Here is a 12050-nt window from a genome sequence, read left to right as displayed (position 1 = left end):
TTCACTACGTGCTTGCTATGTTTGGGTAAGTTGTTTCTAATTTAACTTACTTGTCATACAAGTTTGGGTTATGCTGGTGAGTAACGGGACAAAGTTGTTACCTGTTTCGGCAGAAAATCGTCCATGCGGAACGTACCAATACCAGATTTTCAAATGGAATTGCGCAACGCGAAGCTGTTGTGCAGGATAGGCAACCACCCCGGTACTCGGTCTACCTATCGATACTTTCCTAAGGAACGGGCAACATGACACAAAACCTTCCACTACCAGCTATCCTTACAGACCTAAGTCCGGAAGTCGCCGAAGAAGCTAAGCAGTGTGCGCTAGAGATCATCGCTGCCGGTGACCTTGTATGGCAGCGGGAGATGGTGGCTGCCAACGATGGCAACATCTCTGCCCGGCTTTCTAACGGCTGGATACTGTGCACGCCGACCGGAATCTCGAAACGCGGAATGACGCTCGCCGATCTCGTGCTGCTCGACCCATCCGGGGCAGTAATCGCGGGGGAAAACCACCCATCGTCTGAGGTGAAAATGCATTTGCGGGTCTACGAGTTGGCGCCGGAAGTGCACGGCGTCGTCCATGCCCACCCCACCTTCGCCACGGTATTTGCTGTTAACGGTGCGGCACCGCCAACCGACTTGGTAGCTGAAACTGTAGTGCTCATGCCCACTATTCCGGTAGCCCCATTTGCAGTTCCATCCACCCAAGAGGTGCCTGATTCCATTTCCGCGATTGTGCCGCAAAGCTCAGTATGCCTGCTTGAACACCATGGCGCGCTCAGTTGGGGCGGCTCAGTCATGGACGCGTACTATCAGATGGAACGCTTAGAGCACGTGAGCAAACTCGGGTTTTATTGCAAGCTGATCGGTGCTGATCGCAGCATCGCGCCGGAACGCTTGGCGCAGATTAAAGAGGTATTTTCGCTGTAGCGATCAGGTATTTGTGGGACTTAGGTGTCGTCGTAACGCAATGGCAGCGTTACGAGGACACCGCCTAGTCTGACCTGCTAAAAACTATTTCTTCTTCCCCCATCCTTTGAGATAGCTGCGTTCTTGCTTCTGTCGGATTTGCTCGTCCCAGGAGAACTCTGGCTCCTGCCAGTCAGTGAAGTAATCGGTGTCGACTTCTGTTTCCCACGGAGTTCCCGGTCCGGTAGGTGGCCAGTTGGGGTTATCAGTTACCGGTTCCCGGATTTCTGTTACCGCCGGGTTGCGTCGCCCGTAGCGGAACCACTGGGTGTAGGTGTCCTCAAATAGTGGGGTGCCATCCCACCGGCCAGCTGGAGTTTCGGAATTAAAGAATCGGCCGCCGAGCATACCCCGCATGAATTTGCCAGTGTGTTGCTGCTTTTTCTTAAATTCAGCCGTGCGTTTGACATAGATGTTCTGCAGTTGTGTCATCACGCCACCAATGAGCTCGATATTGACCCAGTTGATGATCTTCGGTAGCGGTGCATCAGGCTCATAACCAATGCGCCAGTGATTGATCAGGCGAGTGCGTTCACCAGAAAGTGGCACCACGTAGAAGCACCACGCTGCGGCGAAATGCCTCATGCTGGGGTAGCGGAATGCAAACGAGCCTGGCGCTGCGGGCGGGTGTTTGGTGTCAACCCACTGCACCAGGTATTTTCCGGGAACCACGTCTGCCCACTCCATGGACATTCCGTGAAAATCAAAGGCAGCTATGTCACCTGGCATGAGGCTGTCGGGTTGCTGGAATTCCTCTTGGATTTCGTAGCTGTTGAAAAACGGCAACCGGGCAAAGACACGTTCCAACCATTCGGAGGAAAATGAACCGGATTTATCCGCGCCGATCTGTTTGAAGATCCGCCACACGGCGTAAGCGGGAGCGTCAATGGTGATGGCGTAGGTGGAGGAGTAGGCGTTGGTGTAATTGGCGTCGATCAAATCATCGGCAGGATAACGCCATGCCTTTTCTTCCGGGGTGGCCTGATTGTACTTTTGGCTAAAAAGGTACATGCCGCCTGCTAGAGCCGCGCTGATCGCGGTGGCTAACGTTGCCATGCCGCGTAGTCCCCGGTGGGAACGCATGGTGAAAACCTCCTTGGGTAGGTGGTCGATATGGATATGTAAAAAGAGCGAAATTTTCACCGGAAAAACGAATTTTATTTCGATGAAATTTTTGAGAAAGTAGCGAAAAATTACGGATGTATTTGTGTATCTAATTAGGTAAACAAAAAGAATATTATCGGGTCAATACCGCCATTTAGTTACTTATTCTACTATGTTTCATTCGGTATTTTTGCAGATAGCACGGTGCTAGCATAGAAGTAGTCTTCACGATATAAATTCATAGATGAAGGAGACGATTGTGTCTTCGTTATTTTTGTGGGAAATAGGAACTCCCACTGTTTATCTCCTGTGGATCATAGTATTTCTGGCCCAGGTGATAGTGGCGGAAATTAACCGCCGCTGGAATTGGACGGTTTTTGCTATGTGGACTATCGGCGGAATCGCGCTGATGCCGTATGCTGCCTTGCATGGTACCCCCATGGTGGGGTGGTTCCCGTTTGGTAAATACGTCATCATGGTGGCTACCGCCACGATGACCGGCTACCTATTGTGGTACGGAAAGCGCAATCCGCTGAAAGCTCATCGATATGCAGTTTGGTTCGGAGTAGCACTCTGGGTCGGGTTAGCCATGAACATCATGGAAGCCAATATCCGAGACGTCACCATATATTTCCATGCTGAAGAATACCTGCGCTGCGCGGCTGACCCGCAGTGCTTAAAAGCTATCAACGACGCCCATGTTGGTATCGACATGATCAATGGTCTGCCGGAAACCCGTGGTGTTTCGGAAGCTGTCGGCACTGATGGGTGGTATGCCGCTGTGGCAGCCAATTTCGCCGCAGCCGGGGTCGGAATTGACCCGGAGACAGGCTTCCGAACCATTGGCGGTTATTGGAACCTCATCACTGCTGTGGCTGGGGTGCTCAATATCATTACGATCACTGGCTTGGGCAAGATTTTTATTACATCCAACGCCAACCAGAAAGTACGTGGGTTGATCTGGGTGGATATGGTATGGCCGTGGGTTATTGCTTATGACCTATGGAACCACGCGTTTTTATATAACGCATTGTCCGATTACACCTGGTATTGCACCCTGGCATTGTTACTGGCCTGCACGATACCTGCCTTTACGTGGGCTAAGGGGCAGTGGATTTGGTTTAGGTGCTTTACACTGATGTTCTGGATCGCCGCTAATAATCTTTTACCGGAATTCTTGGTGCCGCCGTCTGCCATGACAAATTTCTCCACCATGAATCCGGTAGCAAACCAAGTATGTGCATGGGCAGCGTTGGTATCTAACGTGGCGCTATTTGGCTACTGGTTATACAAGATTGTCCGTACCAAGCGAAACCCATTGACCAATGCGTTGTATTTTGAATTGGGTGAATTCAAGACCATCATGCGGGAACATGCTGACGATGCGGATAAGTATTTTGTCACCGACATGATTAGACAAACTCCGACGGAATTGGGTTACCAGCCAGAGACAACAACGCCGCCGCTCGACGGTTGGGTGGGCACCATGCCGTGGTGGCACAAGGATCATCGGTACCCGAAGTTGCGCACACCGCTTGCAGCTGACCCGGCGTTGGTGGACAAGGGAATTGAATCCGACCCTAGCTGGGATGTGAAGGGTATTGCTCATATCCCACAACTCAACGCCTAGGTCTTTGGGTACAGGTGGCTAAATGAAACCAGGGTGGCGTCGACAAGCAATGGCGATACAGCTTGTCGACGCCCTAGGGGTATCTTTAAGCTACTGCGGTTTGGAACTGATATGTTTCCATGCGATGGGTAGTTGTGCCTTATAGTACGGCCAATCATGAATACCACCGCGTTGGTAGTCCACCTTATGGTGCGTCATGCCGTGGGCCCGCATCGCATCATCAAATTCACGGGTACATTGATGAACTACCTTTTCCAAAATGATTCCCCCTGCCAATTCGTGGGCACCATGCGGTCGGTAGTGTGCTTTATCTGCCTCAGTGACATTACCGTCAGCTGTAAACACATATACTGGCATGTTCTTTAACCCGGTTGGATTGGATACTACATCATTGCGGCGACGCTCTTTAGTTATCCCCGCACCCCATATCAGATCCGGGGTACCTCCGACCGAGCGGGTAATGAAATTGAAAAACTCGCGGCCCGAGGTGTTAATGGTGGAATAACAACCTGAGACACTAAAAGTGCCTGAGTACCGTTGGGGATAAAGATTAGCAATCCGAATCGCGGCAGAACCACCCATCGACAACCCACCAATGTAGCGGGTGCCGTTGAATGCGAAACCTGATTGTGGTGCCTCCAAAACCGAAGGAAGCTCCTCCACCAAGAACGTTTCCCACTGACTACGGCCCAGGTACGGGTCGTCAGTATTCCAATTGGTGTAATTGGAGCCGGTGGCTTCAGTAGGCATGACAACGGTGACGTGTTCGTGTGCCATCGCGCCTTGGACGTCACCTTCACGTAACCACCCAGATTGCTGAGGTGCAGTTACCCCATCCAGCAGATAAAGCATTGGGGCGGGAGTTGAACGATCACGTGGGTAGAGCACCTGTACTTGAACCACTCGCTTCATTGCTGGTGATTCGATAAATAGTCGTTCCACAAAGGGGAACCGGTCATCTGGGCGGCGATCGATTAGACGCGGTTGGTCGTAATCGCGCAACGAATTGGCCGGATATGGGGTGGGGGAGCCGTAAATATTGGGGATAGGCAGCTGTCCCCACGGTGATGTGGCATGAAACTGCTGAAAAATGGAATTAAGCTGCTGGCCCAGCTGCGGATTATAAGACCATGAAGCCAACGCATCGGATGAAAGATTGTAACCAGCCTCGTCAAGTGCTGAGGAACCGGAAACCGATTGGGATAAAGCCGCAGGCGCAAACAAGGTTGTCGTTGCTGAGGCCGAAACCATAACCGCCGCCACCACTGTAGCTAAGCGGCGTGTCGTCGGACGATACCGGTGAATTGAAGAAAACACGTTAAACACTTGAAGCCCTTAAAAAGTTTCAATACAAGATTTTGTGGCAATTATATCGCCCACGCCGCGGGGTTTTTGAAATCTTCAATCCATGCGGTTCAGCTAGTGCAGGTTACTAAAACGTGGCTAGGATCTAAAGGCATGAGCATTGTAAAAATCAACGCACTTGAAGTGCCAGCAGAAAACCGAGATGAACTAGAAAAGCGCTTCGCCGCACGTAAGCATGCAGTGGATAACCAGCCAGGATTCCGCGGCTTCAAACTGTTGCGGCCAGTCGAAGGTGAAGATCGGTACTTTGTGGTGACCGAATGGGACGACGAGGAAAGCTATGAAGCGTGGCGCGCAGCCGAGGCACAAGCTGGTGGGCATGGGGCACATGGTGGGCACGGAGCCCACGATGCCGAGCGCAAACCAGCAGCTACTGGTGCAACACTCATGTCCTTTGAAGTAGTTATTGACTCCCGTAACTAAAATGGTGACCTTTACTAAGCTCACCGATGAACCATTGCTCAGTCCCGCAGCAATACAACACTTGGTTCCTGGCGCGATAGAAGTGCGGGTACCCGCCATCGCGCAGGTGGGAACCAGTGAGATCCTGGTTGCATGTGACGCGCGGTTGGCTCCAGTCGATGATGACTGGGCGGCCATAGGCGGTGCCATGGCAGCGGATTTGCCCAACCCAAATTCCCTCCTTTTGCTACGTGGGCGTCTTGATGCCACGATCGCAGGCGGGATCAGCTGGGCGGAACCGACTGTTCTGCGGCAGGGAAGCATCGACCCTCGGAGTGGGTTTTCCGATCCTGCGATAATAACGTCGGGTAATCGGGTAGTCATTGCCCACGCGCGTAGCGCTGACGTTGGATTCTTCGGCTCTGGGCGCTGGTGTGATAACCCGGCAGGAAACGATGCCCGCAACGTGTTACACATTGACGTCGCATGCTCTGATGATGCGGGTAAAAGCTGGTCTATAAGCACAATTACCGGTGATGTGGCGCGGGAGTTTTCCGGAGCGTTTGTTACCAGCGGACATGGAGTTATCGCAGCGAATGGCGATTGGGTTTTTCCCATGATTGCCCGCAACCTAAACGGCACCACCAGCTTCGTTGCAGCTATCAGCACTGATGCTGGTCAGACGTGGGAATCCGGACAGCCTATCGGAATAGATATGGACGAAACGGCACTGGCGACAATCGGCACTAGGCTGCTTCTTTCCGCGAGGTCAACCAGCGCCTATGCCAGTGGAAAACTGGGGCGGTGGCAAGCCGAAAGTACCGATTTCGGTCGAAGCTGGCAGGATCTCGCGTGGGATAACAGCCTACCGGCCGCCGCGTGTAATGCCGCTTTAGTGGAGCTACCTGGAACCATTGCGTTGAGTTACGCTGGTCCGGATCGTATCGGCGGGCATATCGCTGTGCTTGACGACGATACCTGGCGCACCGTGGCCACCATCACCGATCAGGCCTTCGGCTACAGTGACGCGCTTTATGTTGAAGGCAACCTGATCGTGGTTTATGAACAGTCCGGCAGCCTAAGAATGGCTACCTACCGCACCCGGGAATGATGACGGATATAGACCGTTTCCCAACCTTTAAGCAATTCTGGTCCGTAATAGGCCCAGTCATGCACCCCACCAAGTTGGTAACGAACCACTTGGTGGGTCATTCCCGCCCGGCGCATCGCAGCCTCCAATTCCTTGGTCGAGGCATACGCTGCGTGCTCTAGCAGAACCGCGCCGGGCAGCTCGTGACGTGGGCGCCCTAAATGAAGCCCAATATCGTGATTGGTGATATGCCCATTCGCGGTAAATAAATACACTGGCATATTACGCAAGCCTTCCGGATTGCGGGTGACATCGGCGGCGATGCTGCGTGGGGTGCGTCCCGCACCCCAAATGTTGTCTGGTTCACCGCCCACCGACCGGATCATGGCCAGCGTCATGCCACGGCCCATAGTTGAGGTGGTGGAATAGCAGCCGGATAGCCCAATGACACCGTGGAAGAACTCGGGGTTTTTTGCTGCAATTCGTACTGCGCCAGTAGCCCCCATGGACAATCCACCGATGATCCGTTTGCCATTAAACGCCAAACACTGATCTGGATGTTCCAATATTTGGGGGAGTTCCTGAGTGAGGAAAGTTTCCCAGCGGCACCGACCTAAGATCGGGTCGTCGTAAAGCCAATCCTCGTAAAGAGAACCGGATGCTTCAGTAGGCATAACAACTGTGACCTGTTGGTCACCCATTATTTCCAGTATTCTGCCTTCCCGCAGCCACCCCGAACGGCGTGGTGCGGAAACCCCGTCAAGGAGGTACAACATGGGGGCAGGTTCGCCGAGGCGGGTTGGAAGCATAACTTGAACTTCCACAATGCGTTGCATAGCTGGGGATTCCACGAACCACCGTTGAACCCGAGGATCCTCATCCGGCATCCTGTCGATAAGACGCGGTGTATTAAAACGCATGGAGCCGGAAGCTGGCTGAGCGCGTTCCTCTAAGTAGATCGGGGGAATGCGTCGCCAAATGCTAGGGAATTTCTGAACTGTAGCGATACCCGCCTTAATAATCGCACCGCTAATAGGGGCGTTAGTAAAAGCTGCAACTATGTTGCAGTAGCGTCGAGTGGCACCAGGTTTATCGTTCATCGCCGATCAATTCTAAAGGTGAGGGGAAGATTACTGAAACCCAAAGCGACCTCATTGGCCGATAATGGGGGAGAGCATAGGGTAACCCAGCAGCTTGACCAGGTTCTCTCAGAAACTTTTAGTCGACGTATAGCCGCGCCTATTCCCACGCGGATCGAATATGTGCCAGCCCGCGCGGCAACTGAGTGGTGTAATACGGCCAGTCGTGGATTCCTTGCTCATAGACAAATTTCTGGTGAGTAATGCCATGGTTTCGCATCGACTGATCGAGCTCATGGGTGCACTTATCTGTGGCAAATTCCAACCCAACCCCGCCAATCATATCCGTGGTGACATGGCCGTTATACAGATGTTTTTCTTGTTGCCCAATTACACCGTTGCCCGTGAACAAATACACCGGCATCGTGCGTAAACCGGTGGGGTTGTGCACCACATCCATTCGACGCGCCTGCTCGGTGTAACCATCAGCCCACAGGTTAGCCGGGTTGGCACGGACAGATTCCACAACGGCCTTTGTTTTCCAGATACTCATCGGTGAAGTATAGGAATAACATCCCGAAAGCCCGATAGCGCCGTGGAATAAATCTGGGTGCGCATTGGCTAACCGAATTGCGCCACTGGCCCCCATTGATAAACCAGCGATGATTCTTTTGCCGTCAAACCGTAAACCGTGTGTTGGGTTTTCCAATATGGTGGGCAATTCTGTGGTGAGAAACGTCTCCCATTTCGGGTGGCCGATAACCGGGTCGGGTTTCTCCCAATCCATATACATGCTGCCCGAAGCTTGGGTCGGCATGACCACAGTGATTTGTTCATTAGCCATGATTTCGTCGATTTTACCGCTACGTACCCAGCCGCTTCTGGTGGAGGCAGTTGCACCATCGAGAAGATATAGCATTGGTGCTGGTTTCTCGGCGTCGACTGGCTGCATGATCTGTACCTCAACTACGCGTCGCATAGCGGGAGATTCGATAAACCAACGTTGCAACCGAAGGCCATTATCGTCGGATATACCCACCAACCGTGGGGCGGAAAAATCCTGAGGCGCTGCGGTGGGGTACCACGCCTCCTTTTCAAAGATTGGCGGCAGTGGCAGATCTTTGAACGGGGAATTTTGCCGCTGGGTAACCACGTGCTCAAACAGCTCAGCGGTGCGGGGATCAGCAGTGATCGAATGCCCTACATCCGTCGAGCCGGACACGACCGCTGGTTGGGCGGCCACGGTGGTGGCGTCGAAAAGCGACATAGCAAGAAACGGAACACATAGTAACCGCAATCGACGAGCGTAACGAGACGAAACCTTCTTCACAACAACCTCACAATCGGACCCGTTAATTTTAATTCCTAGAATGTATCGCTCAACCTGACTGATACGTAACCACCTTGCCTAGCTACAGCGAAACTCTAACGACCAAACACCGCAGCTATCACCAACATGGCTGGAAGCGCTAAGAACGTGGACAACAAAATAGTGTCGCGGGTAATCGTCATCCCCCGCTGATAGGTCGCCGCATAGTTGTAGACGTTTTGGGCTGTTGGCAACGCCGCCAGAATAACCACCGCATACAACAAATCACCCTGCAACCCCAATAACCAGCCGATACCCGCTGAAAACAACGGCATAACCACAACCTTTAACAACGTTGCCGTCACCGTAGCACTCCGCTGCGTTATATCAGCCAACGGTGTTGCCTTATACAGGGAAGCGCCGAAGCTGAGCAAAATCATCGGGATACTTGCCCCACCCAAAATTCGCATCGGTTCAGCTACCAGCAACGGTGTGGAAAAATTCGTGACCGTCACCGCCAATCCCAACGCCGCCCCCACCACGATCGGACTAAACACCCCAGCAGAAATGGCACTGGCAATCTGACGCGGCCGACTCTTAGCTCCACTCGGCTCACTTATCAGCGCCAGAACCAACGGGGTAAACAACACAATCTGCACCACTAATAACGGTGCTACATAGGCCGGATTATCAAGGACGTACATTCCTACCGACAAACCAATGTTATTGGAATTAACATAGCCAGTCGACGCCGCGCCCATCACCGTGCTACCCCGATCCATGCGGAAAAATAGTCGGGACAACAGCACAAAGACCGTAGCAGTGGCCAAGGCAGCCAATGAGGAACCCAAAATAACTAAGCTAAAGAGCTCCTCCGGTGTGGAATTAGACACAACAGTGAAAAGCAACGCCGGAGTCGCTGCGAAAAACGCTACCCGATTAAGCACCAAACGCTGTTCATCGGAAGAAATCACCCGAAACTTAGCAAGAAGAAACCCAATGAAAATGATGGTGAAAATAATGACAAAGCCTTCTAACACACCAACCATCAGGTATCCACCAATCTCCGCGCTAACACCGGCTGCGCCAGTTTTATAGCCACGGTTACAAACATCAAAATTACAGACACAGAAAAAACAGCGCAGAAAAATAAAACCACACTTCGATCACCTAGCCTGCGCCGGTTTGATAAAAAGTGCAAGATGGCACATGACAAAAGCCCTGCCCCCACACCGACACTAAGCCCCAACTACGGCTACCGTGTGCTGGTAATCGCACCTAAAGTCAAAACAAGCAACTATCTGTTGCATAACGGCAGTAACTTCAAAAGAGGAGAACCACAATGGGGCAGCCAAACAACCACCCCGTTGATTTACCGCAACTCGACCGGGCACAGGGAGTTTTATACGGACAGATTATTGGTGACAGTCTTGGTTCCTTAGTGGAATTTCAAACGGCGGCACAAATAGCAACAGACTATCCGGGTGGGGTGCGGGAACTAACCGATGGCGGGTGCTTTAACTTAAGCGCAGGACAGGCAACTGACGACAGTGAAATGGCTCTAGCTTTAGCCCGCAGTATGGTGCGATGCGGTGGATTCAACGTCGCCGATGTGGCAGAAAGTTATCGCCGTTGGGCACAGTCAGACCCCTTCGATATTGGGAATACCTGTGCTGATGCATTACTACGTGGAGTTTTCAATCCGGATAGCCAAGCCAATGGCGCACTCATGCGGGTAAGCCCCATAGGAGTAGCCTTTGCCGGTGACGAAGAAGCGGCCAGAAACGCCGCCGCCCGCGATGCACAATTAACTCATGTACATCCATGGTGTATTTCCATTAATGAACAATTCGCCGCAGCTATCGCCCGCGCAGTGGGGGAGGGGGTGGACAAAACCGAAGTATTAGCGATGTTCAACCCCGGTGATATTGTGAGGCCACAGGATTATCAGACCCATATGGGCTGGGTGATAATCGCATTTCGAAACGCTCTATACCAGCTGGCCACTGCTGCGAATTTTGAAGAAGCACTGGTGCGGACAATCGCATGTGGTGGCGATACTGACACCAATGCGGCAATCTGTGGTGCGCTTTACGGCTCAGTGTGCGGGGCAAGCGGCATACCAGATCGTTGGAAAACCGTGGTGGATAATTGCCAACCAGGTCCGGGAAGCCTTCGGCCCCGACCCCGCGAATACTGGGTAGCTGACATAACGGAATTAAGCGCACAGCTGCTCGCATTACCCAGCACACCCGGTGCCATGTAGAAGGTATGCTAACAGCAAAGGGTGCTAGAAATGCCGGTTCGCCACTCGCGAAAGCTTCCCCTACCTGTAAGGCTTAATTCTGGTACGGCGAATGAGGGCGATGCCCAAAGATGGCGGTTCCGATGCGGACGCTGGTGGCACCTTCCGCGATCGCCCAGTGAAAATCGCCACTCATCCCCATCGATAACTCCGCTAACGACATACCTTCGGGCAGGTTAGGTGAAAGCGTGTCGCGTAAGTTACGCAGTGCCGCAAAGCTGGGGCGCACAACAGTTTCTTCACTACTAAAACGCGCCATTGTCATTAATCCCCGAACCTTCAGATGATTAAGAGGCACAATGTCGGTCAAAAATTTTTCTACATCGGTTGGGGCAAGGCCCCCTTTTTGCTCCTCGCCGGAGGTATTGACCTGAATAAACACATCAAGGGTGCGGCCAAGAGTTGCAAGCCGACTGTCAAGAGCCTGCGCTAGCCGCACCGAGTCCAAGGCATGGAACTCATCCGCCCATTGGGCAATATCTTTCGCTTTATTGCGTTGAAGGTGACCAATGGCACACCAGGTGACATCGGTGATGCCACGCTGGTTAAATTCGGCGGCTTTTTCCGTCAACTCCTGCGGCCGGTTTTCGCCGAGTGTTTTTATTCCGGCTTCGGCTGCCAGTAAGGCTTGTGTGACCGGGAAAGTTTTGGAAACAGCGATGATCCTAATCTCTTCTGGGTTTCTCTCGGCGGCGCTGGCAGCTTCGGCGACTGTGCTGGATACGGCGGAGAAATTTGCTCGAAATTCTGCAACTGTGCTCGGCATTGACATAGCTGCACAGTGTAGTCGGTGCC

General features: G+C 52.6%; 11 protein-coding genes. 5 read left to right on the top strand and 6 right to left on the bottom strand.

Going from position 1 to position 12050, the window contains the following annotated elements:
* Positions 1–245: 245 nt before the first annotated feature.
* Positions 246–932 carry a class II aldolase/adducin family protein gene (locus tag CMUST_RS11635; RefSeq protein ID WP_047262659.1) on the top strand — a complete coding sequence of 229 codons (687 nt, stop codon included), beginning with the start codon at positions 246–248 and terminating at the stop codon, positions 930–932.
* 84 nt (positions 933–1016) lie between these two features.
* On the opposite strand, the gene CMUST_RS11630 is transcribed toward CMUST_RS11635, so the two are convergent.
* A complete protein-coding gene (locus CMUST_RS11630; RefSeq protein ID WP_047262658.1) occupies positions 1017–2054 on the bottom strand; it encodes a hypothetical protein in 1038 nt (345 codons plus the stop codon).
* Between the two features lie 280 nt (positions 2055–2334).
* Here CMUST_RS11630 and CMUST_RS11625 point away from each other — a divergent pair, with 280 nt between their 5' ends.
* Complete coding sequence (locus tag CMUST_RS11625) at positions 2335–3705, top strand: DUF5692 family protein (RefSeq protein WP_201779201.1); 1371 nt, start codon at positions 2335–2337, stop codon at positions 3703–3705.
* 90 nt (positions 3706–3795) lie between these two features.
* Here the strand turns inward: CMUST_RS11625 and CMUST_RS11620 are convergent, their stop codons facing one another.
* Positions 3796–5022, bottom strand: coding sequence for an alpha/beta hydrolase (locus CMUST_RS11620; RefSeq protein ID WP_052844849.1), 1227 nt, complete (start codon positions 5020–5022; stop codon positions 3796–3798).
* A 141-nt stretch (positions 5023–5163) separates the two neighbouring features.
* Here CMUST_RS11620 and CMUST_RS11615 point away from each other — a divergent pair, with 141 nt between their 5' ends.
* On the top strand, positions 5164–5493 hold the full coding sequence (locus CMUST_RS11615; protein WP_047262656.1) for an antibiotic biosynthesis monooxygenase family protein: 330 nt from the start codon (positions 5164–5166) through the stop codon (positions 5491–5493).
* A gap of 1 nt (position 5494) precedes the next feature.
* Positions 5495–6583, top strand: a complete 1089-nt coding sequence (locus CMUST_RS11610; protein WP_047262655.1) for a sialidase family protein — start codon at positions 5495–5497, stop codon at positions 6581–6583.
* Here CMUST_RS11610 and CMUST_RS11605 read toward each other — a convergent pair.
* From CMUST_RS11605 to CMUST_RS11595, 3 genes are all read right to left on the bottom strand, one after another.
* Entirely contained in the window at positions 6565–7662 is a 1098-nt protein-coding gene (locus tag CMUST_RS11605) for an alpha/beta hydrolase (protein ID WP_047262654.1), read from the bottom strand. The two genes, CMUST_RS11610 and CMUST_RS11605, sit on opposite strands and share 19 nt — an antisense overlap.
* Before the next feature lie 139 nt (positions 7663–7801).
* A complete protein-coding gene (locus tag CMUST_RS11600) occupies positions 7802–8971 on the bottom strand; it encodes an alpha/beta hydrolase (protein ID WP_052844711.1) in 1170 nt (389 codons plus the stop codon).
* 95 nt (positions 8972–9066) lie between these two features.
* A complete protein-coding gene (locus CMUST_RS11595; protein ID WP_047262653.1) occupies positions 9067–9999 on the bottom strand; it encodes an AEC family transporter in 933 nt (310 codons plus the stop codon).
* A 293-nt stretch (positions 10000–10292) separates the two neighbouring features.
* On the opposite strand from CMUST_RS11595, the gene CMUST_RS11590 reads away from it, so the two are divergent.
* Positions 10293–11216: an ADP-ribosylglycohydrolase family protein gene (locus tag CMUST_RS11590; protein WP_047262652.1), complete on the top strand. Its 924-nt coding sequence runs from the start codon at positions 10293–10295 to the stop codon at positions 11214–11216.
* A gap of 73 nt (positions 11217–11289) precedes the next feature.
* Here CMUST_RS11590 and CMUST_RS11585 read toward each other — a convergent pair whose 3' ends face one another.
* Positions 11290–12027 (bottom strand): YggS family pyridoxal phosphate-dependent enzyme, encoded by a 738-nt coding sequence (locus tag CMUST_RS11585; protein ID WP_047262651.1) that lies wholly within the window; start codon positions 12025–12027, stop codon positions 11290–11292.
* Positions 12028–12050: the final 23 nt, after the last annotated feature.

This window comes from Corynebacterium mustelae, assembly GCF_001020985.1.
In the GTDB taxonomy this organism is placed as follows: Bacteria; Actinomycetota; Actinomycetes; order Mycobacteriales; family Mycobacteriaceae; genus Corynebacterium; species Corynebacterium mustelae.
This window is presented reverse-complemented; position numbering and strand designations above follow the sequence as displayed.

What these genes read in the sequence shown, in the direction of transcription:
- CMUST_RS11605 (WP_047262654.1), bottom strand. Translation starts at nt 7,662, where the DNA reads ATGAACGATAAACCTGGTGCCACTCGACGCTACTGCAACATAGTTGCA.
- CMUST_RS11615 (WP_047262656.1), top strand. Translation starts at nt 5,164, where the DNA reads ATGAGCATTGTAAAAATCAACGCACTTGAAGTGCCAGCAGAAAACCGA.
- CMUST_RS11610 (WP_047262655.1), top strand. Translation starts at nt 5,495, where the DNA reads ATGGTGACCTTTACTAAGCTCACCGATGAACCATTGCTCAGTCCCGCA.
- CMUST_RS11630 (WP_047262658.1), bottom strand. Translation starts at nt 2,054, where the DNA reads ATGCGTTCCCACCGGGGACTACGCGGCATGGCAACGTTAGCCACCGCG.
- CMUST_RS11585 (WP_047262651.1), bottom strand. Translation starts at nt 12,027, where the DNA reads ATGTCAATGCCGAGCACAGTTGCAGAATTTCGAGCAAATTTCTCCGCC.
- CMUST_RS11590 (WP_047262652.1), top strand. Translation starts at nt 10,293, where the DNA reads ATGGGGCAGCCAAACAACCACCCCGTTGATTTACCGCAACTCGACCGG.
- CMUST_RS11635 (WP_047262659.1), top strand. Translation starts at nt 246, where the DNA reads ATGACACAAAACCTTCCACTACCAGCTATCCTTACAGACCTAAGTCCG.
- CMUST_RS11595 (WP_047262653.1), bottom strand. Translation starts at nt 9,999, where the DNA reads ATGGTTGGTGTGTTAGAAGGCTTTGTCATTATTTTCACCATCATTTTC.